The 25,373-nt window shown below is 56.2% G+C and carries 22 protein-coding genes; 10 read left to right on the forward strand and 12 right to left on the reverse strand.

All coding sequences use genetic code 11. The features are described 5' to 3' along the window. Positions 1–77 precede the first annotated feature (77 nt). Both ACR0LH_RS08320 and ACR0LH_RS08325 read left to right on the forward strand, forming a co-directional pair. Positions 78–818: a class I SAM-dependent methyltransferase gene (locus ACR0LH_RS08320; protein ID WP_480720485.1), complete on the forward strand. Its 741-nt coding sequence runs from the start codon at positions 78–80 to the stop codon at positions 816–818. 76 nt (positions 819–894) lie between these two features. Beyond that, positions 895–4,683 (forward strand): glycosyltransferase, encoded by a 3,789-nt coding sequence (locus ACR0LH_RS08325; RefSeq protein ID WP_480720486.1) that lies wholly within the window; start codon positions 895–897, stop codon positions 4,681–4,683. A 785-nt stretch (positions 4,684–5,468) separates the two neighbouring features. Here the strand turns inward: ACR0LH_RS08325 and ACR0LH_RS08330 are convergent. The 7 genes from ACR0LH_RS08330 to ACR0LH_RS08360 form a co-directional block, all read right to left on the reverse strand. After that, positions 5,469–6,590 carry an alanine racemase gene (locus ACR0LH_RS08330; RefSeq protein WP_480720488.1) on the reverse strand — a complete coding sequence of 374 codons (1,122 nt, stop codon included), beginning with the start codon at positions 6,588–6,590 and terminating at the stop codon, positions 5,469–5,471. Then, entirely contained in the window at positions 6,587–7,834 is a 1,248-nt protein-coding gene (locus ACR0LH_RS08335) for a D-arabinono-1,4-lactone oxidase (protein ID WP_480720489.1), read from the reverse strand. The genes ACR0LH_RS08330 and ACR0LH_RS08335 overlap by 4 nt, the downstream gene beginning before the upstream one ends. Positions 7,835–7,921: 87 nt before the next feature. Then, positions 7,922–8,443, reverse strand: a complete 522-nt coding sequence (locus ACR0LH_RS08340; RefSeq protein ID WP_480720491.1) for a DUF2478 domain-containing protein — start codon at positions 8,441–8,443, stop codon at positions 7,922–7,924. Positions 8,444–8,515: 72 nt separating this feature from the next. Further along, positions 8,516–9,181: an NnrU family protein gene (locus ACR0LH_RS08345; RefSeq protein WP_480720492.1), complete on the reverse strand. Its 666-nt coding sequence runs from the start codon at positions 9,179–9,181 to the stop codon at positions 8,516–8,518. A gap of 105 nt (positions 9,182–9,286) precedes the next feature. Then, positions 9,287–11,347, reverse strand: coding sequence for an ABC transporter permease (locus ACR0LH_RS08350; protein ID WP_480720494.1), 2,061 nt, complete (start codon positions 11,345–11,347; stop codon positions 9,287–9,289). Then, positions 11,344–12,393, reverse strand: a complete 1,050-nt coding sequence (locus ACR0LH_RS08355) for a quaternary amine ABC transporter ATP-binding protein (protein ID WP_480720495.1) — start codon at positions 12,391–12,393, stop codon at positions 11,344–11,346. Before ACR0LH_RS08355 ends, ACR0LH_RS08350 begins: the two co-directional genes overlap by 4 nt. A 10-nt stretch (positions 12,394–12,403) precedes the next feature. Next, positions 12,404–13,354: an ABC transporter substrate-binding protein gene (locus ACR0LH_RS08360; protein WP_170384450.1), complete on the reverse strand. Its 951-nt coding sequence runs from the start codon at positions 13,352–13,354 to the stop codon at positions 12,404–12,406. A gap of 389 nt (positions 13,355–13,743) precedes the next feature. Between ACR0LH_RS08360 and ACR0LH_RS08365 the strand changes: the two genes are divergently transcribed. Both ACR0LH_RS08365 and ACR0LH_RS08370 read left to right on the forward strand, forming a co-directional pair. Next, the gene (locus tag ACR0LH_RS08365) at positions 13,744–14,406 is read left to right on the forward strand and encodes a DNA-3-methyladenine glycosylase I (protein ID WP_480720496.1); all 663 of its coding nucleotides are present in this window, start codon (positions 13,744–13,746) and stop codon (positions 14,404–14,406) included. A 41-nt stretch (positions 14,407–14,447) separates the two neighbouring features. Further along, positions 14,448–15,134: a hypothetical protein gene (locus ACR0LH_RS08370; RefSeq protein WP_170384455.1), complete on the forward strand. Its 687-nt coding sequence runs from the start codon at positions 14,448–14,450 to the stop codon at positions 15,132–15,134. Positions 15,135–15,137: 3 nt separating this feature from the next. On the opposite strand, the gene ACR0LH_RS08375 is transcribed toward ACR0LH_RS08370, so the two are convergent. Then, the gene (locus ACR0LH_RS08375; protein WP_480720497.1) at positions 15,138–15,542 is read right to left on the reverse strand and encodes a c-type cytochrome; all 405 of its coding nucleotides are present in this window, start codon (positions 15,540–15,542) and stop codon (positions 15,138–15,140) included. A gap of 92 nt (positions 15,543–15,634) precedes the next feature. On the opposite strand from ACR0LH_RS08375, the gene ACR0LH_RS08380 reads away from it, so the two are divergent. Continuing rightward, positions 15,635–16,072: a DMT family transporter gene (locus ACR0LH_RS08380; protein WP_170483946.1), complete on the forward strand. Its 438-nt coding sequence runs from the start codon at positions 15,635–15,637 to the stop codon at positions 16,070–16,072. Here ACR0LH_RS08380 and ACR0LH_RS08385 read toward each other — a convergent pair. Continuing rightward, positions 16,056–16,742 (reverse strand): ABC transporter ATP-binding protein, encoded by a 687-nt coding sequence (locus ACR0LH_RS08385; protein WP_170384461.1) that lies wholly within the window; start codon positions 16,740–16,742, stop codon positions 16,056–16,058. The two genes, ACR0LH_RS08380 and ACR0LH_RS08385, sit on opposite strands and share 17 nt — an antisense overlap. Continuing rightward, positions 16,735–18,030, reverse strand: a complete 1,296-nt coding sequence (locus tag ACR0LH_RS08390) for a lipoprotein-releasing ABC transporter permease subunit (protein WP_480720499.1) — start codon at positions 18,028–18,030, stop codon at positions 16,735–16,737. The genes ACR0LH_RS08385 and ACR0LH_RS08390 overlap by 8 nt, the downstream gene beginning before the upstream one ends. 351 nt (positions 18,031–18,381) lie before the next feature. On the opposite strand from ACR0LH_RS08390, the gene ACR0LH_RS08395 reads away from it, so the two are divergent. After that, a complete protein-coding gene (locus tag ACR0LH_RS08395) occupies positions 18,382–18,744 on the forward strand; it encodes a hypothetical protein (RefSeq protein WP_170411086.1) in 363 nt (120 codons plus the stop codon). On the opposite strand, the gene ACR0LH_RS08400 is transcribed toward ACR0LH_RS08395, so the two are convergent. Further along, the gene (locus ACR0LH_RS08400) at positions 18,738–19,649 is read right to left on the reverse strand and encodes a glycosyltransferase family 2 protein (protein WP_480720501.1); all 912 of its coding nucleotides are present in this window, start codon (positions 19,647–19,649) and stop codon (positions 18,738–18,740) included. The two genes, ACR0LH_RS08395 and ACR0LH_RS08400, sit on opposite strands and share 7 nt — an antisense overlap. Further along, on the reverse strand, positions 19,633–20,973 hold the full coding sequence (gene proS / locus ACR0LH_RS08405) for a proline--tRNA ligase (protein WP_480720502.1): 1,341 nt from the start codon (positions 20,971–20,973) through the stop codon (positions 19,633–19,635). The genes ACR0LH_RS08400 and proS overlap by 17 nt, the downstream gene beginning before the upstream one ends. Before the next feature lie 167 nt (positions 20,974–21,140). Here proS and ACR0LH_RS08410 point away from each other — a divergent pair, with 167 nt between their 5' ends. The 4 genes from ACR0LH_RS08410 (at position 21,141) to ACR0LH_RS08425 (ending at position 25,330) form a co-directional block, all read left to right on the forward strand. Then, positions 21,141–22,505 carry an FAD-dependent oxidoreductase gene (locus tag ACR0LH_RS08410; protein WP_480720503.1) on the forward strand — a complete coding sequence of 455 codons (1,365 nt, stop codon included), beginning with the start codon at positions 21,141–21,143 and terminating at the stop codon, positions 22,503–22,505. Then, a complete protein-coding gene (locus ACR0LH_RS08415; protein WP_480720504.1) occupies positions 22,505–23,479 on the forward strand; it encodes an isopenicillin N synthase family dioxygenase in 975 nt (324 codons plus the stop codon). The genes ACR0LH_RS08410 and ACR0LH_RS08415 overlap by 1 nt, the downstream gene beginning before the upstream one ends. 90 nt (positions 23,480–23,569) lie before the next feature. After that, positions 23,570–24,652, forward strand: coding sequence for an AI-2E family transporter (locus tag ACR0LH_RS08420; protein ID WP_170411097.1), 1,083 nt, complete (start codon positions 23,570–23,572; stop codon positions 24,650–24,652). Next, positions 24,653–25,330, forward strand: coding sequence for an HdaA/DnaA family protein (locus tag ACR0LH_RS08425; RefSeq protein ID WP_170411100.1), 678 nt, complete (start codon positions 24,653–24,655; stop codon positions 25,328–25,330). The last annotated feature ends 43 nt before the right edge of the window (positions 25,331–25,373 follow it).

Consider the following 25,373-nt stretch of genomic DNA (forward strand, 5'->3'; position numbering starts at 1 on the left):
CCGAAAACCTGATTTTCACTACTGGTTGGAGCCTTGAAAACCAGATAGATAACGGACAAATCAGTGCTGGAGGATCCATGGAAACACCCGAATCAGTTCCAAGCGAACTATTTAGTGACGACTCGAGAGAAACGGCAATGGACTGGCACTACCTACAGAAGTTGCCAAGTTTTCTTTCCGATGCACAAAAAGTGATCCAGTTTCTGGATTTGGGCGCGGGGAATGGCGCTTCACGGGGCAAAGCTTACAGATTTTTGGGCGAGGAACGCGTAAATTGGACGGGCGTCGACATCGGCGACTCCAGTGAACACCTGAACCGCCCAAAAAGCGCACCACCTATCGACGTTTATGACGGTGTAAAGCTTCCCTACGAAAACGAGACTTTTGATGTCGTTTGGTGTAGGCAGGTCCTCGAGCATGTACGCTATCCCGACGCCGTCATCTCCGAGGTTTCTCGCGTCTTGTGTCCAGGTGGTCTGTTTCTGGGGTCAGTTTCTCAACTGGAGCCTTTTCATTCACGCAGCATCTTCAATTGGACGCACTACGGCATTCGGGTTGTTTTTGGTGACCATGGCCTCGAGGTTTTTGAACTTGCGCCGGGAGTAGATGGCATCTTGTTAGGAATGAGAGCCGTCTTTGGGTACGATACGGGGTTGAATGCTTTTTTCTCCAAAGAAACGCCGGTAAACACCTTGCTGGAGGCGCTACTGGAGAGAAGGCTTGATGCAACGGAATCCAACAAAATTCGTGCAATCAAGAGAGAAAAACTCAAGTTGGCAGGTCATATTCACTTTGCTGCCAAAAAGAGACTGGGCTAGAGCAGGCCAAAGACTTCATTGTGATCAATCATGATTTCGCTTGGCTAAATACTTGATCGAGAGGCGGACCTACTGAATGAACCTTGAAGAAGATAGAACTCGTATCTTTGAAGCGCTGGCCGGACAGAAGTTAGTTTGTGGCAGCGTCGAATACGAAACGCTATCTGGGGGAGACCAAAAAAGGTCAGGAAATAGCCTGCCACTTGTTTCTGTGGTCACGGTGACTTTCAACGCTTCAGCGAACGTCGAGGCGGCAATCAAGTCAATCTCAGAACAAACTTACCCTGGTCCAATAGAATACATTGTCATTGATGGTGGATCAACGGACGGCACTATTGAGCGGGTTAAAAAACATGGGGATGTTGTCGATTGTCTGATTTCTGAACCGGATAATGGAATTTATGATGCAATGAATAAGGGGCTTTTGAGAGCCCGAGGTAAATACGTTGCGCTTCTGAATTCCGACGACTCGTTTTATCCGGATTTTATTAAATCTTCGGTGGAAGCTCTGGAGGAAAGCGGAGCCGATATCAGTTACTGTGACTATAAAACTGAAAAAGGTCCAATAGATGTAGGTGTAATCAACGACGGTATTTTTGTCGCGCAGTTAGGGATAAAGCATAATACGTTTTTGTTCAAAAGTGATTGTTTCGAAAAAGTGGGGCGCTTTGACGCTTCTTACAAAATCGTTGCAGATGCAAAGTGGAACCGGGCGGCTTATGCCTCTGGACTGAAGTTTGTCAAAGCACCCGGTCGGCATGTGTTTTATTCGTCACAAGGCTTGTCTTCATCTTCGACGGACACTGTCCGGAATAGAGTAATTTCCGAATCCAGCAATTTACTTTCAGAGTGCTTTCCCTGTCTCGATAAGAACCAAGCGCGGCAATTGTACTTGTCAAATTTCGACGCAAAGAAGGCTAGCATTGCGTTGGACATAGCAAAGAACCAAGGGGGTGTATTCACTAGCCTTAAAAGCGCAGTCAAATTTGCTTTGGAGTGGAATTTTTTGAACCGCCCGGGGTATTTCTTAAATCCTAAGAATTCCGTGGCAGTCCCTATCCTAAAAGCTGCTGTCGAGGCCGAGTTCCCGCTTGACAAACTAGTTGTGTCTAGTGAGGACAAACAGGCTGAAAGTGATTGGACGGCTCTTCTTTCGGCAGTTACGCAAGTGAGTGAGTACCGAAAAAACACGAACCGGAATGTCGTGATTCATTTCACAAAGGTTTTCTCGGCGCCTTCTGAAACATTTATCTTTGATTTATTGAACGATCTATCGTGCGCTGAAAACGACAATATGCACGTTGTTCTTTGCGACATTCGAAAAGAAGCGGAAAATCGCCCGTATCATCACGTGCTCACACTTCCTTGGGATCAGTCAAGAAAAGACTTGCGAAGCTTTGCTTACAAGCTGATTTGGCAGGTCTTAGAGCCACAGAAAGTCATCGCGCATTTTGCACTTAATGGCTGGTGGTTGCATGATCGGTTGGAAGCCGACCAATATGATTTACCGTGGGTGAATATGTGCCATGGAATAGATGTTTTTAGCGCACGTGATAATGAAGACTACCATTCGTACTTGACTGAGTACTGCGCTGATGCGTCGAACGTTGCATTCACTGCAGTCAGCTCCTTTCTTAAGAACCTATTGGTTGAAGTTGGGATTCCAGAGGAAAAAGTATTCTCAGTTCCCAATTCTGTGGACCCAAGTTTCCAAGACTTTAAGAAAGTCGAACGTTTTTGGAAGAAAGGGCGCCCTTTACGCATTGTAACTGTGGGGCGTCTGATAAAATGGAAAGGTCACGATCACCTGCTGCGGGCGATCGCAGAACTTAAGAAAGACCCTGACGCGCCTGAGGTAGAGGTAGAAATTATCTTCGGGCGGTGGCGCGAACGGCTGGACGTGCTGGAAAAGCTTGCACGCTCTCTGGGGGTCGATAAGTGTATTAAGTTTGTCGATTTTGTCGATTTCAAGAAGCGTCCGGACTATTTGTCTCAGTTCGACCTGTTTGTGCTGCCTTCGACCCTTAGTAACGATTCCATCCCGCGAACAGAGACCTTCGGTGTTGCAATGATTGAGGCGATCGCTTCCGGGTTGCCTGTGATTGGCACCGATGCAGGTGGTATTCCTGAAGTCGTAGGGGCCGACGCTTCGCAGGCTAAGATAGTTCCGCATGGTGATCCGATTGCTTTAAAAAACGCGATCCTTGACATGGTTGCCAATGCGGCAGACGTGTTTTGTGACAACGGTGAATACGCTCGCAGCCGTTTGGCGCAGTTTTCGTCAAATTCTAGGTTGACCGCGTTAGCACAAGTTCAGAAATGGTTTGATCTTCCGCGTATTCGAGTTTTGCACTTTTGCGCTTTGGGCCTTGGCGGTGCTGCCGGTGCGTCACTAAACGTTCACCGTGGTCTCCTGCGACGTGGTTTTGACTCTCGCTTTGTTACACGGCCAGGCGAAATTCGCCGAATGCGCGGCTATACACCCAATGTTCTATCTCTGCCTGCTGATAACTCAGTCGATTTTGAACATAGCTCTGTTCCCGGTCGTTCTGGGCTAACCACTTTCAGCTTAGATAATCATGCGATACCGGCCGAAGACCTTCTGGAATTGGTGCAAGGGGCTGACTTAATCAACATAACATGGCCAGCCAAATTCCTTTCTGTGGAAAACATCGCTACGCTTACAAGACTTGGAGTTCCTGTTACGATAACATTGAGAGACATGAACGCCATAACTGGTGGATGTCATTTCTTTCATGGGTGCAATGGGTGGCAGTCAGGCTGTAACCAATGCCCGCAACTACAGGATAACGAAGACGACTACCCTGCAATTGTTCTCTCCGCCAAAAAGGCGGCCTGGAACTTAGACGCTGTGACATTCGTCGCCCTGAGCGAGCATTCCGAGAGAATTTTGGCGAAGTCATCGCTTGCAGAGAAAGTTAGAAGAACGAAGATCTCAAACTATGTGAACTGCAACGCCTTCTACCATGATCCGCATAACAAGCTACTAATCGGCAGTAAGTCAGTTCAGAAGAAATTCAAGCTAGGGTATCTTCCATCTTTTTCGAGCCGTATCAAAGGTCACGAGAAGTTTTTGACGTCTCTTCAATATCTCCACCAAAAAAACCCAGACTTGGAGTTGGCCGTTGTGGTCGCCGCAACCAAAAACTCCGCCGAGGAGTTACTTCGAGAGTGCCCCTTTGAAGTCGTTCAATTCGAGCCGTTCAGGTCAACAAGCGGTTTGCGTGAATACTACAATTGTTTGGACGCTGTTATTGTTCCATCGCTTGAAGAAACGTTTTCAAACACAACAGTTGAAGCTCTTGCGTGTGGCAAACCAGTCGTAGGTTTTGATACTGGTGTTCTGGGCGAAGTTCTTACTGACGACAGATTTGGTCAGGTTGTCCGAATGGGCGATGCGTATGCGCTAGCAGACGCGATCAAAGGGTTAATAACCAAGCCTAGGGATTCTGAGTTCATTGCGTCTGAAACAGCACGAAGCTTCAGTGAGGCAAACAGTATCGATGGCTACGAAAGCACATTCCGAAGTTTGATTGATCAAGGCGTACAACAAGTTCCATTTAGTGATGACGCGAGGGAAGCTTTGACAAAACTGGGTAATGCGCAGCTAAAAAGAAAAGCCAAGAACATCACCCGAAGACATTATTGTCCTGAAAACTCGCCAGCTAACCTGGAACTGTTGGCCGATTGGGAACTATTGGAGTTGGCAAGTCAAGCAGACTTAAATCAGCTTGATTGGAAAAAGCAGTTCCTTAAGACCCCTTGGAATATCAAGAGATGGCGGGCGCTCAGGAGGTACGAACGTAGAAGGAAGAAACTTGGAATCCTCAAAGAGCGGCTGTAATGATTCAGGACCCCCCCAATACCCCCATAGCCATTAACAGCATCAGGATCGATCGACGCATTTGATTCTCCATTGTGCGAAGCGGGCTGACAATCTTAAATATGCTTTTGCTTTGTCGTCGAATGCAGCCGAGAGTCCAAGCCAATCGTTGCTGATGCTCAGCACGCGATCAAGGTCTGAGGAGAGCTCAACGCGGTCGTTTGCGACAGTTTGCACGGATGTCGCCTCTGCGGAGGAATCTGCCAGTCAACCGAAATAAAGGAACACCTGCTGCCTACACAAAACGGTCCAAAGCGGTCGCTCGAATGCGACATCCTAGTGTTTTCGTCAGATGACCACTTTGTCTCGTTAAACCGGAATCAAAGGATACTTTTTGTATTCTGACAGGTGACAACCATTTTTGACTCCGAGATATGAGTGGTAGGGGTGTCAAGGACTACAGAGCGCACCCCGCCTTGCCATCTACCCCCGGGGTAGCGTCGCGCAAAACCAGAGGCACGAACGTACACATGTACGAGCGCGACGCAACCTCGGCGTTGCCAAGTGTAATGTTACGTTTTGTACGTTATTCAAATGCTAACCATATGCTCTCTGACCGTTATCCTGTAGTAAGCGGCATTGATCGCATATGTTACATGCTGGATCTTGTCTGGAATTTTCTTCGGTCAATCCCATATAAATAAAGTCAATCCTAGGACTGTAACTCCCTCGCGGAGACGCACGCCTGGTTCGATTCCAGGGTCGCCCACCATCTTCTTCAGATGGTGACAAAGTTCAACGGGCCGTTAGTTCGGCAGGCATTGCCACTCGTCCACCACCTGCCCCCCTTTCAAAACCAGAAGCGGTCCGAACTGATTCAGCACAGCCTCGCTTTGTGTTGGCCGCAACAGAGCGATGTCCCCGGGTTTCACGTTTGAACCCAATGGACCGGTCCATACTTCCTGATTGCTTGAGCGGCCGAAGATCGACGAATAGGAAAAACCGTCTGGAAACACAGGCTGCCCCAGAAAATGCCCGCCAAATATCGCCAAGTCGGTCTTCCGTCTGGGCAGGATGTCCAAACCGGGCAACGCGTTGCCTTGCATCACTTTCAGAATTGGCGAGGCAATAAAGCCGGCAGGTTGAAACGCCGCAGTCGTCGCGTGGTCAAAATCGGTGGGCTTGACCAATACCGACCCAAAGGCGACCTCGTTGGCTGCTCCGTCAGCGGCATAGGACTGAAACGTCAGACTGCCCCCTGTATTGAGGCAAAGCCCCTCGCCTGCATTTGGCAGCCCCTCTACAGCGCGTTGGAACGCACCTGCGCTGGACCGTGCGGCGCGGGATTTCAGGACACGGGGCAACTTGGCCAGATGCGCCTCGTACCCCATGACCCCGGCCAACCGCGCATATGGATGACTGCCAATATGCTGTGCGATCCCAGGGACGTCTTCGGGACGCAGCCCACCCCGGTGTAAGCCGATATCGATTTCCAGCGACACGCGAAGCGGAAGACCAGTTTTTTCTGCCAGCTTCAGATAGGCGCCCAAGTGTTCCTGTGTGTCGATGAGCCACTGCACACGCTCGGCCGCACTTGGGTAGTTTCGCAAAATCCGTGCTGCTGAGCTGACAGGAAGGGGTTTGCCGATCAGATGGTCAGTGTCAGGTTCAGCCTGCAATAGCGCCGCAAGCATAGGCTCGGAGAAGGTCATGAGCCCTGATGACGGTATCTGCGCCCGGATATGATCAAGCAGCGGCAAGCATGGCAGGGACTTGGCAACAAGACGACACGCCAGACCCGGCGCGACCAAGCTGCGCGCCGACGCGCAATTTGCATCCAGCCGATCCAGATCGATGACGGTCACTGGTTTGTCGACGCCATAGTCGCGCAGCGTGCTGGACAGGTTTTGCAAATTCGTCGCTGTCATGGCCGGAACAGCTTGGCCAAGGCAGGCGTGAGAAACTTGCCGGCAGGGTCCATTTGTTCCCTCAACGCGCAAAAACGGTCGAAGTCAGGGTAGAGGCGCGAAAGCTCTTTATACGTCAGATTATGCATCTTTCCCCAGTGTGGGCGGCCTCCGGCCTCAAGCAGCAGAGGCTCGATCGCCGAGAAATAGCGGGCGTGGTTCTCTGCCGCGTCGGTGTGCAGCGCGATCGAAATGCGCGGCCCGCCCTGAAACGGCGAGAGGCAGGCCGTGTCACCCGCAGTTTGCCTGACCTCGATGGGAAAATATATGTCCTTATGATCACGATGTAGGCGCGTCAGCACCTCACGCAACACCTCGTCCGCGACACCGGGTGGGAGGTGATATTCCATCTCGTTGAACCGAATGTGGCGGTCGCTGCACAGAACACGCCAGCTTTCACCCACATAGTCTTCATCCGAGTGTGCCAATGTCAGCAACTTCAGCAATACGCTTCGCAGGCTGTCGCTGACCCGGCCAGCGTTTCTGGCCAGTCTCATCATCTTGACCGCGATCATATCCAAATCGCGCGGGGCTTTGGTCTCGGTTGCTTCGGTCAGTTCATGACGAATCTCAACGGCCTTGCCGGTGAAGGGGATATAAAAGAACTCAAAGTTCCGAAATTCGGCCCACTTCTGATGCATGCTGGCCAGAGTTTCTTCAAGCGGAGCCAGCCGCACGCGGCGGCGCAGGTTGTGTTTCGGGACCACGGCGATCTGAACCTCGGACAAAACGCCAAGAGTACCAAGCGAGACCTGCGCCATTTCAAGTGGAATGTCCTGCGTCGACAGGATGTCCCCGTCCGCGCCGACCAGACACGCCGCAGTTATTTCCGCCGCAAGGCACGGCAACGTGCGCCCCGTCCCATGCGTCGCGGTTGATACTGCGCCCGCAATCGACTGCGCGTTGATGTCGCCAAGGTTACGAAAGGCCAAGCCGTGTTCGGCAAGCGCCGGAGACAGATCGCTCAGACGCGCGTTGGCATTTGCCCACACCCTGTCTTCGCCGACCTGACCTAATGCCGCCAATTCAAGGCTGGACAGGTCCAGTATCCGGTCCGCGCCCGACACAATCGGTGTAAATGAATGCCCCGATCCGACAACCCGCAGACTACCGGGTTGTGCGACAGCCTGTTGCAGATCAGCGAGCGAAACAGGGCGTGTAATTGGCGCGCTTGAACTTTGGCTTCCCGACCAGTTGGTCCACATCTGCGATCTCCTCCGGGTCGGAGGATTGCAGCACATTGACCCTGAAACAAGTCAGGTTTCCAGTAACTTACCCTACGGAAAGCACCTTCAGGCAGCAGCCGCGCGCTCTGCCGTCACCCGGTCGAACCACCCTATGATCGCCTCAAGTTCGGGTGCGATCTGCTCGGCGGCCCCTCCGGTGAACTCCTCGAACTTTTCCTTGTTCAGACCATTCACTCCGACCAGAACCGGAATGTCCTGCGCGAGTGCCTCGGCGATAACGGGACGGAAACCGCGCCCGTCCGCTTCGTGCTTGCCGAACTTGTTCACGATCAAAAGTTGCGGTGCATCCGCCAGCGAAGCCGTGACATACCCAACAGCCTTCTCAAGCGCGGCGGGATCCAGACGGCACCCACGTGATTGCGAACCAAGCGACTGAGAGATGCGAATGGTTTCTCCTGCTGGCAGGACGCGGACATCCATATCGCACTTGCTGCTGTCGGCGCATTCGGTGTTGGTTTGCACCACGCCCACCAGCCGCGCACCGGACACGAGCATTTGTTCCGCAGCCGCGCTTAGCAACCGGTCAGTGGCTCCGCGATCAGTGGTTGTTACATAGGCCAAGTACATTCAGGGGACCCCCGTCGAAAAACTGTGACATTCCAAATAGCACGCATGTCCCTGTCCGACCACTGTTCTACGTCATGGTAGAGGAGAAAGCCCGATCACGGTTGCGTGCAGGTAAAGCAGTCCCGCAAAGACGACCAGCGAAACCACCCAGATCCAAAGGCCAGGCCAAGGGCGCGGTGCGCGCAGAGACAGACGCGCGGTATTGCGGGAAAGGCGTATCCATTCGGCACCCATTTCGGTCGATTTACGGCGATCTATCAACATCATGCCCATTGCAGAGAACCCCGCGAATAACCCAAAGAGGATCACATGGGACAGGCTGCCATTTGCAAGCAGATGCGAGATCGACCACAGCAAAAGCGCCGCAAGTATCGGGTGGCGCGTGCTGCGCAGAATACCGGGGTTGTCCGGGTCGAAGGCGCGGCTCCCCACCCCTCCGAATGAGAAAGGGTTCTGAATCGACAGCCCGGCAATGGCCAGCCAGCAAGCGACAGGCATTATCAACAACGGCACCCACCGCAAGATCGCAAGCGGCCGGATGACCTCGACGTAGGGTGCGTGTGCTGCGGCGGTTATAAGCCATCCAAGAGCCGACAGGGACACTACGGAATAGGTCGCAAAATATCCTTTGCGGCCCAGCACTTGAATCAGCCAATTTCGCACGGACGGTCGGGCCGGAATAACGTGCGTCAGCAGAAAAGTGATTAGCGCGGCCAGGAACACTACCCACCCGGTCATGCGAGCCTCCAAACAACCCGCGGCTGGTTTAAGCCAGCTCGGAAGAAGTGTCTTTGTCCGATATCATTTGGGACGCAGAGGCGGACACGCCGCCCCTGCCCTTGATTACAGGCCCAGCGCTTTGCGGCGTTCTTCGGCAAACCCCTGCACCATGCGGTCGGCGATCAACGCAAGTATGGCCATTGCAGCCCCCGCTGAAACACCCAAGCCCACATCTGCCTGCCCTAGCGCCAGATAGATCGACTGACCCAGACCGGTGGTCCCGATCAGCGCCGCGATCACCAGCATGGCAAAGGCATAGAGGATGGTTTGGTTCAGCCCCAGCAGAATGGTCGGCGCGGCATAGGGCGCGCGCACGTCGCGCATGATCTGCCACTCGGTCGCGCCGCTGGAAATGGCGGCCTCCATCATTTCCTCGGGAGTGTTGACCAGACCGTGCCGTGTGTAACGGATCATCGGCACGATCGCATAAGCGCAGATGGCAAGGAAGGCCGAGAACTCTCCGATCTGGAACACCATCAGCACCGGGATCAGGAACACGAAAAGCGGGATCGTCTGAAGCATGTCGCAAATCGGGCGGACGACTTTCCACACCGGCTCCCATACTGCACTGGCCAGACCGATCAGCCCGCCGACTACGGCGCATGAGAACACCGCCGCACCGCTGAGGTAAAGCGACAGCAAGGCGCGCTCCCACAGGCCCGAGACGAGGATGGTGCAGAGCAGCCCCACCGACAGTGCCGCCAAACGCCAACCTCCCGCGACATAACTGAGCGCAGCAGCGCCAGTCAGCACGAAAGGCCACGGCAGGTTTGCGATGCCGGTTTCCAACATGCCGATCAGGATCAGAACGACCAGCCCGCCTGTCAGGTGCCCGCGCCATGCCATCAGGATGGCGATGACTGCGGCCACGGCGAACAGGCCATAGCTCATGCCCGGCGTCCACTGGAACCCCCATGTGAAAGGCAGCACCGCCTGATCCAGACCGATCCGCAGTGGCAGCAGCACGTAGAACAGCGAGTTATTCTTGAGCGCATCCAGCCACGGACCATTGGCCTGAGTGAACGCGGTCAGGCCACTGTCAATCGCCCCGGCTACAGGGTCCAGCAGGGTCAGCTCAGAGGGGTTCGGAAGCCACAGCCAGAAAGCGGCGGTGAACAGGACACTAAAGCCCAAAACTGCCCAGACAACACGCTGGTCATAGCGTTTACGCTCGGTCGCAAGCGTTCCGCTCATCCGGTCGATGACGACGGCAAAGACGACAATGACCAAACCGGCCATCAGGGATTCGCCGAACTGCGCCTTGCGCATGGTCAGCAGGACTTCCCATCCGATATCGTTGAAACCGCCGATCACGGCGGCGATGATCACCATCGACAAGGCGGCCATCAGGCATTGGTTCACACCAACCATGATCTGCGTTGCAGCCGCCGGGATTTCCACCTGAAACAGTTGCTGGAACCGGGTGCCGCCGGACATGATGGCGGCCTCTTTGATCTCGGGCTCGACACGTTCCAACCCCAGCATCACATTGCGCGCCATGGGTGGGGCGGCGTAGATGGCCGAGGCGATCAGACCCACCACCGGGCCGAAGCCAAACAGCAGCAATAGCGGTGTCAAATAAGCAAAGGTCGGCACGGTCTGCATGATATCAAGCACTGCCTGAACCAAGGATTTCACGCGGGGGATTTCATTGGCGAGGATACCGATCCCGCCCCCAACAACCAGCGCCACAGGGACCGAGACGGCCACCAGCGCCAATGTATTCATGCTCTCGGCCCAGTAGCCCGAGGCCAGCACGAAGCTGAGGCCAAAGAACCCCAGCGCCGCCATCGGCAACCCACCCAGATACCAGCCCAGCGCGGTGACAAGCCCGATCAGGATCGGCCAAGGCGTGTTTGCCAGAACGAAATTCGCCGCGTCCATCGGATAGGTCATCAGGTCAGAAAACAACCGCATCGCCGGTTTGATGCCGTTCAGGAACCAGTCGAGGAAGGCTCCGACCCACTGCGTCGCGGGCAGCTCCCACGTGGCGGGCCATTTAACCAGCCAAGGGGCGACGCCCTCAAGCGCCAGACAAACAGCCCCGACGATTACCGTGATCAGCGCAGCCTTGGCCCCCACCGTCAGACGGGCCTGCGTGGGGATGTCCGTGACGGCGCTCATGTCTCATCCACCTGAAGCGCCGCAGCCAGATCGGACGGGTGCACCGTGCCGACGATGTTGCCCGCCTCATCGCGCACAGGCACAGGCTCGTACAGTTCCATGCAGTGGGCAAGAGCCGCGTCCAGCGTCATGCTGGTCGTCAGACCAGGATCGTCCGGGCCACGCTCGGATTCGTCGCGCATGACCGAGGCGACCTTGGCGTGCTGCCCCTTGGCGACGTCCTTCGAGAATTCGCGCACATAGTCATCGACCGGACGCAGCACGATATCTGTCGGCGTGCCGATCTGCACGATCTTGCCATCGCGCATGATGGCGATCCGGTCGGCCAGTTTCAGCGCCTCTTGGATGTCATGGGTGATGAACACGATGGATTTCTTCAACGTCGCCTGAATGCGCAGGAATTCGTCCTGCAACTGGCGGCGGATCAAGGGATCGAGGGCCGAGAACGGCTCGTCCAGAAACCAGATGTCGGGGTTCACAGCAAGGCTGCGGGCGATGCCCACGCGTTGCCTCTGACCGCCCGAAAGCTGGCGGGGGAAACTGTCCTCGCGGCCCTCCAGACCGACCAGCGAGATCACCTCTTGCGCGCGGGCCAGACGTTCCTTTTTGCCGACACCCTGCACGCGCAGTGGATAGGCCACGTTTTCGGCGACGGTCATATGCGGGAACAGACCGAAATGCTGGAACACCATGCCCAGTTTCTTGCGACGCAGGTCTGTCAGAACTTTCTTTGACGCACCCATGACGTTTTCGCCGTCCACGCGGATTTCTCCGCCCGTGCCGGACAGCAGTTGCGAGATACAGCGGATCAGCGTCGACTTCCCCGAACCCGACAGGCCCATAATGACGAATAGTTCGCCTTCCTTGACCTCAAAATTGGCGTCCTGGACAGCGGGAATAAATCCGTTTTCCCGCAATTCAGCCGCGGCTTTGTCGGCGTCGCTCCCTGACCGAGACAACGCGTCGGTCAGGGCTTTTTCAGCACCGGAACCAAAGACCTGCCAGAGATTCTGGCAGGCAATGGCTGGCGTACTAGCGTCAGTCACTTAAACAGGCTCACTGGGTTGCCGCGTCAACGACCGGACGCCACTTGCCTTCGTTCTCGGTCATCCAAGCGGCGACGACCTCTTCGACCGAGCCACCATCAACGTCGATCGCGCCCATCATCGGCTGCTGGTCTTCGACCGCCAGTTGATAGTTGGTCAGGATCTCATATGCAGCGGGCCATTTGTCTTCCATGCCGCTCCAGCTTGCCTTGAAGATGCGCGAAGGCGAAAAGTCACAGTCGTTCACCGCGTTCGGGTTCGGCCCCCAGGATGGGTCATTAAAGCACGCTTCTTCACCGGCTGGCAGTTCAACGAATTGCACGTCATAGGCCGACATCGCCCAATGCGGCTGCCAGAAGGTGATCAGCAGCGGCGATTTACGCTCGGTCGAAGCACGCAGCTCTGCGATCAAAGCGCCCTCGGACCCAGCAGGAACCGCTTTGAACGGCAGCTCAAGCCCAACCATGCGGTCTGCACCGGGGGTGCCCCAATCGGCCGGGTAATCGACCAGACGACCACCGGGCAGCGTTTCCGCCGTCGCAAAGACCTGCGCGCAGTCTTTCAGGGCTTCCCAAGCAGGCAAGCCCGGGCACAGTTCGGCCACGTGCGCGGGGTACGCGATACCTTCCTTGGCATCCAGACCCAGATCACCGATTTCAACAACGGTGCCTTCTTCGATCTTCTTGGCGTATTCATCCGAGACGTTCGACGACCAGATTTCAAGCGTCGCGTCGATGTCGCCATCGGCCAGCGCCTGGAACTGGTTCATCATGCCCGCGGTGACATATTCCACGTTATAGCCCGCGGCCTTAAGCATCTCACCAGCAACATGCGTCGTGACATGCTGACCGGTCCATTCGTTGATCGCCAGTTTGATCGGCTCGTCCACAGCGCCCATATCGGCTGCGTATGCTGATCCGGCTACCGTCATCGCCAAAAGGCTTACACTCAGTTTTTTCATCGACATTCTCCCTGTCTTCTATTTTTTGCCCAAACCGGCGCGGTCGTGCGCCGGAAGGCTTGTCGCATGACAATACCATGTCGCAACATGCACAAATTTGGCCGGAAAAGGGAAGCAAGCAGTTTAGTCGAGGCAATTAGCCCCGCCCATCAACTGATTGTATTTTCCCACCGTTCGTATTGCGCAGCGCACCCGCCCCAACGTGTTTTCACATTTGGCCGGGCCGGAAGTTGATTGACGAGTCAATCACAAACCGGAATCACTCGCTTTGTCGAGTATTTCTTTCTCAAATTGCGTGAATTTCTGTATGTCGCGCAAAAAACAGACCCCAACAGGAACCTTGCATCGGCCGCATCTACACGCGACCCTGCACTCGGAGGACGCCTTTGATGCATCATTTTGACGAGATTTATTCCATCGCAGCGCAACGACATGGCGGCCCGGACGCCCTGGAACAAAACCTTGGAAAACCCAAAAGCCTGGCTGAGCTTGCGTCGATGCCCGAGGACAGATGGCTATCGATCATAACCAAGTGCATTTTTCAGGCTGGGTTCAACTGGAAAGTCATTGAGAACAAGTGGGAGGGATTCGAGACCGCTTTTGATGGGTTCGATGTCGGTCGGTGCGCCTTCATGGACGATGAGAAATTCGACTCGCTGCTTCAGGATACTCGTATCGTCCGCAATGGCACCAAGATCGCGACAGTACGCGACAACGCCGCCTTTCTGCTGGAGCTTCGCACAGACGGTGGCGCAGGACAGGTTCTGGGGGGCTGGCCCTCGACCGATTTTGTCGGGTTGTTGGCAATGCTAGGCAAGCGTGGGTCTCGCCTTGGCGGAGCTTCGGCCCAATACGCAATGCGTTTCGCCGGTCGCGACAGTTTCATTCTGTCCCGAGACGTAACCGCGCGCCTGATTGCAGAAGGGGTCGTCGACAAGGCTCCAACTTCAAAAAAGGCAATGGCTGCCGTTCAATCGGCCTTTAACACTTGGATGGAACAATCGGGGCGCTCGCTGACCGAAATAAGCCGCGTTTTAGCGATGAGCCTGTGAAAACGGCTTGCAGAGCGTAGGCAACGCATTAGGCTTTGATTATGACGCGTTTCATTTTGATGACGTTTCTATTGCTGCTCGCCGCCTGTGGTCGTCCACTGACGGATCAGGAGGTCGCGTTTGCCAGCGCTGTACAGGGCGACACGCTGAATGTGAAAAACGTGCGTCTCGTCGAAGGTGCTCCGGTCGCGCCAATTACGTTTTATCGCGAAAAGCGCCCTCGCCTCGCTTGTCGGGAACGTATCCTACCGCCTGCCGAAGAAGGGATCGTTACGGCGAAACCTGCCGCTGTTGCCCTGTTCAATCGTGTCTACTTCACGCGCGATTGGTATCTTGAGGATTATATGTCGGAATTCCCCGAGCAAATGGACCTAATCGCAGCAATGCTGCTGGCGCATGAGCTTACCCACGTCTGGCAATGGCAAAACCGGAAAACAACTGGCTACCACCCCCTGCGCGCAGCCGCAGAACATGGCGGGAACAAAGACCCCTACCTGTTCGATCTGGACAGTTCACCCGATTTCCTGTCGTACGGGTTTGAACAACAGGGTGCGATTGTCGAAGAATATGTGTGCTGCAGGGCATTGGACCCGGCCGCCCCACGCACCCAAAGATTGCACGTCATGTTGGGTGAACATTTCGACTTGTCGCCGCTGCCGAAACAGCAACGCGAACGTGCCGTCGTCATTCCCTGGGCCGACGCCAAAATCGAAGGCATCTGCCACTAGGGATCAGCCGCCCTGCAATGTCTCAAGATACGCCACCAGATCCACAATCGGCTGGCTTGTCAGGATCGGCTGGCCATCAGGCGTTTTCATCGAGGTATCCTGTCCTTCAAAATATGGCCCGTAGACCGGCATCGGACTGCCGTGGCTGACCAGTGGATCGCGCCCGTCAATGCGCGCCACGACCCGAGCGGTCGGGAAAACGCCAACATCACCGGCAAGCTGGGTCAGGTCTGTGGGCTGAATGACCAGAACCCCGGCCATCGGTCCGTGTCCCGTCGCGTCGATCCCATGACATGTCGCGCAATAGTGCTGGTAGAGTTCGGCCCCGGTGTCCACATCCTGAGCAACCGCCTGCGACGCCATCGTCGCCAGCCCTATGGAAACTGTCCTGAGTATCTGTCTGATCATCCTATCCTCCTGTCGCGATTGACATTTACAGGCTTGCCCGAAGCCTCGCATGGCGCAATGATCCAGATCAACGAAGCAGGAGGGTACAGGCAATGACTCAATATGCAGCTATCATGCTGGCGGCTGGAATTGGCGTGCCCATCCTTGCGGCGCTGAATGCGGCACTGGGGAAACTGATCGGTTCGCCCACCACGGCTGCGGTGATCCTGTTCGCCATCGCCTTCATATCATCTGCTGTGGTGATGCTGCTTTTTCCCGGTGTCGGGTCGCTGCCCAAGGCAGTAGACGCCCCCAAACATCTTCTGCTGGCTGGCGTCCTAGTCGCCTTTTACGTCCTGTCGATTACCCACGTGGCCCCGCATTTCGGCGTCGGAAACGCCGTATTTTTCGTGCTATTGGGACAGTTGGTCAGCACAGCCGCAATCGACCACTTCGGTCTGTTTGGCGCTCAGGTCACGCCGCTGACATGGGTGCGGGCTGGCGGTATCGCAGTTATGGCCGCAGGGGTTGCCATCACTCAACTGGCCTGAGCACGCCTCCATCCAGCTTCAGCTTGCGGTCCATCCGTGCCGCAAGATCCATGTTGTGAGTGGCGATCAGGGCGGAAAGCCCTTCGTCCCGAACCAGCGCCATCATCGCGTCAAAAACCTGATCCGAAGTATCAGGGTCCAGATTGCCCGTCGGTTCGTCCGCCAGCAAAACCCGAGGTCTATTGGCAAGCGCTCTGCAAAACGCCACCCGTTGCTGTTCGCCGCCGGACAAGGCCGCCGGTCGGTGATCGGCGCGTTGAGCAACACCAACACGTTCTAGCAAAGACTTCGCCCGGTCCTGCGCCGCCTTCTCAGAGACACCATTGGCCAGTTGCGGCAGAGTGATATTTTCAAGCGCAGTGAACTCGGGCAACAGGTGGTGAAACTGGTAAACGAACCCGATATCCTGCCGTCGCCGCGCCGTTCGCGTGCGGTCGCCTTTTCCAGTTACGTTCTGCCCAGCTATTTCCACGGACCCCGCATCGGGCGTATCCAGCAACCCTGCGATATGCAGCAGGGTAGACTTACCCGCGCCCGAAGGCGCAACCAGCGCAACTGCTTCACCCGAGCGCAACTCCAGGTCAGCGCCGCGCAGCACCTGAACCTCGCCCGGCGTCCCCTTCAGGTAGGTCTTTGTCAGACCGTTCAACCGCATCGTCACATCACTCATAGCGCAGCGCCTCAACCGGGTTCAGCCGCGCGGCTCGGCGCGCCGGAAAATAGGTGACAAAAAAGGACAGGCCCAACGACAGCCCGATAGCCTTGAGAACATCAGCCAAGTGCAACTCGGCCGGCAACGCATAGATGCCTCGGATGGACGGATCCCAAACCCCTCCTCCCATGACAAAGTTCACAAAGCTGAAAATCGGATCGATATAGATCGCGAACAGGCATCCCAGAACTACGCCCATCGCTGTTCCAATAATCCCCGTGAACGCTCCGCAAATAAAGAACACGCGCAAAACGGATCCTTCGCTCAGACCAATCGTGCGCAATATCCCGATATCCCGCCCTTTGTTTTTAACCAGCATGATCAGCCCGGAAACGATGTTCATCGCGGCAATCAGGACGAGGATCGACAGGATGATGAACATCACATTGTCTTCGACCTCAAGCGCCCGGAGGAACCCACCCGAAGCATCTTGCCACGTCCAGATTTGGCTGCGTTCTCCGGCAGCCTCAAGGATCGGGATCAGGATTGGTGTCATCTCCTCTGGGCGTTCGACCATGACTTCAATCTCGTCGGCGACACCTTCGCGGTTGAAAAAGCTCTGCGCCTGCTCAAACGGCATGTAGACCCGCGTGCGGTCGATGTCATAGCGCCCAGCCGAGAACACATAGACCACGCGATAGGCGTTCACCCGCGGCGAGGTGCCAAACGCGGTCTTTACCCCGTTGGGCGAGGTCAGCTTGACGGTATCCCCAACGGTCGCGCCGATGCTGCGGGCAACCCCCGACCCGATGGCGATCACATCCTCACCGTTCTGAAACTCCGAAAGATCGCCGACGGCTTGCTCGCTTTCGGCCACACCCGGCAGATCAAGCAGGTCATCGGGCTGGATACCGAACACTTCTACACCACTGCTGCGATCACGGTTGGTGATCAACACCTGCCCTTTGACCAAAGGTGCGGCACGGCTCACACCGGGCACCTGTGCGATGCGCGCGGCCATGTCAGAGTAGTCCGGGATCGTGCGGTCCACGCGGCCCTGTGCGTCCAGCTCTCCGGCCGAGAAAACCGTGACATGCGCATTAGCGCCCAAAATCGTGCCCACAAATTCCGACCGGAATCCCGACCGCACCGCCAGTGTCGCAATCAGAGCGAACACCGCCAGAGTAATTCCGATCAGCGAAATCCACGTCATGACACTGACGCCACCTTCGGCACGGCGCGCGCGCAGGTATCGCCAGGCGATTTTCCATTCAAATGGGGCAAAGGGCGGGGGTGTTTTGGCCATGCCTGCTCCGGTTTTTGGTTTGACGCGACACTTTCGGCATTTCACCAGATGGTCAAGCAGGTAGTCTGTCGAAAGGCTTGGATTTCACCGCACGCCCGCCCAGCGCGAATCGAATTTGCCCGAACCAGCCGAATCAAAGGCAACGTATGCCCAAACCGTCACCCCCAAGGGTGTCACATCGCTCACAGACAGCCCGCAATTGTTTCAGCTATGAAATTAATGTGAGTATTCGGGCGGCAACTGAACTTAAAATGCAACATTTTGAAAGCAACTTTGTTTCACTTTTTGCTTATTTTCGGAAACTTTGTCACCCTATTAGTGGGGGAATACATTTCAGAGCGGGGGTCGCTCATGAGTATTCAAATTGAAACGGAAGAAACGGGTGCAATTTCAACCCGACAAGCCTCAACAGAACTGGATTGTGAAACCGCAGCCCTGCTGCGCGCAGCGATCCTGCCTGTATTCGCCAGCGCAGTAAGCTGGGGCAGTCTGACGGACGTTCTCAAAGACAAAGGGTACCGCCTTGCATTTCGACAAGGAAGGCTGTGCGTTACAGATCGCGTTTCAGGCGACAGGATTTGCGGAATGAGGTTCCTTGGACTCGAGTTCCAAGACCTTGTGAGCAAGCTGGGCAGACCGATTGTCGTTGCCAGAGGCAGTGGTGCCGATGGTGATCTTTTGGCAACGCGACCAGGACTGACCGGGTTTCAGTAACGACGCCAGAACTGCACCGAACGCCGCATGGTTTTTGTCATGCTGTATATAGCAGCCCGCGCGATGGTTGGATGCGTGAGGGAATTCGCCAGTATTGAGGCCGAAACCTTCACCGGAAGGTGCCCTTTCTTGTACCAAGCGATACGCTGTTCCTCGTCGTAGGCAGACATGTCGCAGTAATCCGCAAAGTTCTTACGCCAACATTCCGCCATCTCAGCTCCGACTGCATCAATGTCCGCCGAAACACCGCCCTTTCGGAAATACGACAACGGGGATTGCAGCCTGTACCCCTGGTGGCCCGCCAAAATCATCCGAAGGATCATGTCGTAGTCTCCGACGATACGAAAACGCAGATCATGCCCCCCCAATTTCTGAAACAGAGACTTTCGGATCAGCATCGCGTTATGGCCGAAGGGCATCCGCTGCAATATCGACTTGATTGTCAGCCGTTTGGCATGACGTTGCCGCCCGTCCTCTTCAACAAAGATGGTTTCTCCGTAGATAAAGTCGGGCCGGGTTTCCTTGATCGCCTTGTCCACGTTTAGCAAACAGTCTTCGCCCGGGATCAAGTCGTCCGAGTTCAGGAACAGCACATATTCGCCTGTGCAGCGCTCAACCGCTTTGTTCATTGCGTCGTAGAGGCTCTGATCTGCCTCGCAAATATAGCGGATTGGGATACTACCGGGCGACGACGCGATTTCTTCGATGGCCTGTGTCAGCAACGCCTGAGTCCCGTCAGTGGACTCACCGTCCCAAATGACATGCTCGACGCCGCGAAACCTTTGAGATTGCACGCTGCGAAGGGCGTCGAGAATGGTTTCCTTGCGCCCTTCCTCAATCAAGTTTCTGGTTACGGTAATAACAGAAACAAGCGGCGGATTCTTGGTTTCAGGCAACGTTCTCATAGATCTCGGCAATCCTTGTGACGGCGGCCTCGGGGCTAAGCTCTTCGCTTTCCCCGGTGCGGCGGCAGGTCAGTTCGACCACACCGTTCTTCAGACCGCGCGGACCAACGGTGATGCGCCACGGCAAGCCGATCAGGTCCATTGTGGCGAATTTGCCCCCTGCCCGTTCGTTTCGATCATCGTATAGCGGCTCAAGCCCCAGCGCGGTCAGGGCCCCGTAGAGTTTCTCGCACGCCGCGTCCGCTTTTTCGTCGCCTTGCTTGAGGTTCACGATACCGCAATGGAACGGGGTCACGCCTTCGGGCCAGATGATGCCCTTGTCATCATGGCTGGCTTCGATGATCGCACCGATCAGACGGCTAACGCCGATGCCGTGGCTGCCCATGTGGACGGGGGTCGGCTTGCCATCTGGCCCCTGAACCGTCGCGCCCATCGCCTCGGAATACTTGGTGCCGAAATAGAAGATCTGCCCCACCTCGATCCCTCGCGCCACGCGGCGGCGTTCCTCGGGCACCTGATTGAACAGAGCCTCATCGTGGGTTTCGTCGGTGCGCGCGTATTTCGAGGTAAACTCCTCGAGGATAGCCTGACACTGTGCGCGATCGTCATAGTCGATCTGACGATCACCAAAACTCAGGTCGGTGACGGCGCTGTCATAGAAAACCTCGGACTCACCGGTATCGGCCAGCACCAGGAATTCATGCGTGTCGTCGCCACCGATGGGGCCGGAATCGGCACGCATCGGGATGGCTTGCAGGCCCATGCGTTCGTAAGTGCGCAGATAGCTGACCAGATGGCGGTTATAGGCGTGCAGCGCGTCCTCTTTGGTCAGGTCAAAATTGTAGCCGTCCTTCATGTAGAACTCGCGCCCCCGCATCACGCCGAAACGCGGGCGGATTTCGTCGCGGAATTTCCACTGAATCTGGTAGAGCGTCAGCGGCAGGTCTTTGTAGCTGTTGACGTGACCACGGAAGATATCCGTCACCAGTTCCTCGGCGGTGGGTGTGAACAGCATATCCCGGTCGTGCCGGTCCTTCATCCGCAGCATTTCCTGACCGTAGTCATCGTATCGTCCAGATTCGCGCCACAGGTCCGCTGATTGGATGATCGGCATCTGGATCGCGATGTGGCCGGCGCGCGCCTGCTCTTCATGGATGATATTTTCCAGTTTGCGCAGCACTTTGAAGCCCAGCGGCAACCACGAATAAATCCCGGCGGATGCCTGCTTGATCATACCCGCACGCAGCATCAGCCGGTGGCTGACGATCTGAGCCTCGGAGGGGTTTTCCTTGAGAACGGGCAGAAAGTAACGGCTGAGGCGCATTGGGTGACCTTCAAAGGTGAGAATTTCGCTGCAAGGTGATTATGCCAAAGCCTCGCCGGGGGCAATCACGCATTGGCGTTTTTGCGACCTCGGGTCAGTCGCATTTTTTATTGACCCGCCAGTCAGGAAACTCAAATGTGGCAGAAATGCAAAATCATGAGGCTGCGATGCAGACAATCTCGGAACCCGCCCGCCAAGTTCCTGTCGTACATCAAACGGATGTTCTGGTCGTGGGCTCTGGTCCCGCTGGACTGGCCGCTGCGCTGGCCGCCGCTCGGGCCGGGGCCGAGGTGTCTCTGGTCGACCGGTTCGGCTGTATGGGCGGCAACATCACCGCCGTTGGCGTCGAGGGGTTCGCCTGGTACCGCCATGAACAGACGGTCGAAGCAGGCGGCATCGGCATGGAGTTCGAGACCCGCGCGAAAGAGATGGGCGCGGCGGTGCCCGAAAGCCAGTCGCTCAGCTATGAGCTGGATAGCGAAGGGTTCAAGCTGGTGGCTGACAAGCTGGTGCAGGAGGCGGGCGTGCATCCGATGCTGCACCGCCAATTCGTCGCGCCCATCATGGACGGTGACCGGATCACCGGCATCATCACCGAATCCAAAGCGGGGCGCGAGGCGATTCTGGCCCGTGTGGTGATCGACGCGACCGGAGACGCCGATGTCGCCCACCGCGCAGGCGCCCCCACCCACAAAACCGCGCGCGAGGATATGATGGCCGCCTCGGTCATGTTCCATCTGGCCGGAGTCGACAAACGCGCGTTCATGGAGGGCGTCAAGGCCGATCCACAAACCTACAAGGACTGGGGTGGTGGCGGTGAATGGAACATCGAAACCTCGGGCAAAGAGGACGACATGTTCTCACCCTTCGTGCACAAACCCTTTCAGCAGGCGATTGATGCGGGGATGATTCCGCCGCACCTGAACACCATCGCAGGCACATGGGGCGCGATGCATGACACGGGTGAGCTGACCTATATGAACCTCATCCATCTGGCCGAGATTGACGGCACCGATCCCGACAGTCTGACGCGCGGCGAGATCGAAGGCCGCCGTCAGTCCATGCTGGCGATTGAGGCGCTGCGCCGCTTTATGCCGGGTTGCGAAAACGCCCGACTGCGGAACTTTGGCATGACCATCGGCATCCGTGACACCCGCAAGATCGACGCTGTTTACAACATGACTGAGGAAGACGCCCGCCATCAGGGACGGTTCGAGGACACGATTGGCATCTATCCCGAATTCATAGACGGTTACGGCATCCTGATCCTGCCGACCACCGGGCGGTATATGCAGGTGCCCTACCGCTCGATGCTACCCAAGGGGATCAAGGGGCTGCTGGTCGCGGGGCGCTCGCACGGGGCGGACAAGGTGGCCCACGCCGCCACGCGCAACATGGCCTGCTGCGCTGTCATGGGTCAGGGCGCGGGTATCGCAGCCGCGCTGTCGCTCAAAAGCAATCAGGACGTACACGAACTGAACCTCGTCCCCGTTCACAAGGAATTGGGACGACAGGGCGTCAGGATTCACTGATGGAACATATACCCACGATCAACATTGAACCGCTCCGTCAGCCGGACCATCCGCGCTATGCAGAAACAGTTGCGCAGATCATCGACGCCTGCACCGGGATCGGCTTTTTGTCCATCACGGGCACCGGTATTACGCCTCAGACCGTGGAGGCGGTACGAGCTTGCGTCCGGGACATTTTCGCGATCGACGAAGACTCGAAATGGGATCAGGCGATCACGCGTCAGAATTACCGAGGCTACATTCCAATGGGGTTTTTCACCCCAAACGACGGCTCGGGCAAGGCAGACAAATACGAAGGCTACAAACTGCATTGTGAGGTCGCCTCTGACGCGCCTATTCGCAAGGACTGCGAACTTTACGGCCCGAATATCTGGCCCCGCGAAGTACCCTCTGCCCGCGCTACCATCCTGAATTACTGGGCCGAGTTGGACGGCGTGGCCGACCTGTTGCTTGCTGCGCTGGAAACTGGGTTGACCCTTCCCAAGCGCACCCTGCGCGATGCGTTCCACGCGCCGATGACCAACATGACACTGCTGCACTACCCGCCACAGGCCGCTGACGAAGGCGGCTATGGCATTCATCCACACAAGGACACTGACGCGCTGACCATCATCGCGCCCGATCCAGTCGGCGGGCTAGAAGTTCAGACTCGGGACGGTGGCTGGATCACGCCGGACTGCCCTCCGGGTGGGTTTATCGTCAATATCGGCGATATGCTTGAACTGTGGTCCGGAGGTCGGTTGAAATCCACACCGCACCGGGTCGTCAACCGGTCCGGCAAAGAACGCTACTCGTTTCCCTATTTCGCCGTCCCTCGTCACGACGTTGTCGTCTCTCCCCTACTCAATCCAGTTCCCGGATTTGACCGGCCCTCCGTCCATTGCGGCCATTGGTCGGCGGAAATCTGGCGTACCAACTGGCCTGATGAGGCAGCACATGAAACCACACCAGAGTTGGGAACTCTGAGCGACTAACGGCCATATTTGCATCATATATGAACCGCTTGCATCAAAGGCCCACATACGCCAAGAACGTCTGTAAGAACCGATAAAAAGGGGACGAGCATGGCTTTGCCGGTGAAGGATCAACTCAGATACTGGGGCATCGCCACCGCGATATTTGTTCTGCTTTTATGGGCACTTGGCGACGTTTTGCTTCCGTTCGTGATTGGCGGCGCAATCGCGTATTTCCTTGATCCCATCGCTGACCGGCTGGAAGACATGGGCCTGTCACGGATAGCGGCAACCGGGATTATAACTGTCGTCGGCGTATTGGGCTTCATCTTGATGGTTCTGATGGTAGTGCCCGCACTGATCACGCAGCTTATTGAATTGGTTGAGTTCATGCCCAACCTGGTCAAGCAACTGCGCGGGTTCATCGAACAGCAGTTCCCGTCTCTACTGGATCGCGAGTCCAACTCGCACCAATTTCTCGTGTCATTGGGCGAGACCCTGCAGTCCAAAACCGGGGATGTCCTGCAATCCGTTGCCGCATCACTGGGGTCTGCCATCAACGTTGTGGTGCTGATGGTGATCGTTCCAGTGGTGGCGGTCTATCTGCTGCTGGACTGGGACCGCATGATCGCCCGCATCGAAGAGCTTTTGCCACGCGATCACGCCCCAACAATCGAACGACTGGCCAGCGAGATCGACGACGTTCTCGCGTCATTCGTGCGCGGCATGGGAACGGTCTGCCTGATCCTCGGAACCTACTACGCCGTGGCGTTGATGGCTGTCGGGCTGCAATTCGGTCTGATCGTAGGATTTATCGCCGGTCTGGTTACCTTCATCCCCTATCTCGGAGCCTTGATTGGCGGAACATTGGCTATTGGTCTGGCATTGTTTCAATTCTGGGGGGACTGGGCCCAAATCGGTCTGGTCGCCGGTATTTTCGTGCTGGGACAGGTGACCGAAGGTAATTTCCTGACACCCAAACTGGTGGGTAACTCGGTTGGACTGCATCCGGTCTGGCTGCTGTTGGCCCTGTCAGTCTTTGGCGCTTTGTTCGGCTTTGTTGGCATGTTGATTGCCGTGCCGGTTGCAGCAGCTTTGGGCGTGCTGGCACGGTTTGCCACGTCGATCTATCTGGAAAGCCGGTTATACACCGGTCTAGAAAGCGCTGAACAGGCTGACCAGAAAGACGAGTAAATGGCCCAACAACTGAGTTTTGATCTTCCGGCCAAGACTGCGCTGGGACGAGGGGACTTTTTCGTCTCACCGGCGAACGCATTGGCTGTTGCCATGATCTCGGCCACGTCATGGCCCGGAAACAAGCTGGTTCTCAGCGGCCCGGCCGGGGCGGGAAAAACGCATCTGGCCCATGTCTGGGCAGCCGAAACAGGCGGACGCATCGTGCAGGCAAAAGACATCACGCATGACGCCGTGCCCGGACTTGCCCAGTCAGCCATTGCCGTTGAGGATGTGCCCATGATCGCGGGTAACATCGAGCAGCAGAAAACGCTGTTTCACCTGCACAATCTGGTTTTGGCCGAAGGACATGCCCTGCTGATGACGGGGCGCATGGCTCCGAAGTTTTGGGAACTGCCCCTGCCCGATCTGCAAAGCAGAATCGAAGGCGCACACCATGTCGCCCTGGACCCGCCGGACGACGCCCTTCTGGGTGCGGTTCTGGCCAAGCTATTTGTCGACCGGCAACTGAACCCCGGCCCCGAGGTCATTGCCTATCTGGTCAAGCACATGGACCGGCGTTTCGAGACGGCTGCCGAAGTCGTGGAGCAACTGGACCAGTTGGCACTGTCGGAAAAACGCGAAATCACGCGAACTTTGGCTGCGCGCGTCCTTAACTCGGAACGCGATGAATTCTAATCTGGCAATTGACCCGCACCCGGTGATCTCGCATTCTAAGCCC

The sequence above is a fragment of the Ruegeria sp. CL6 genome, assembly GCF_056536465.1.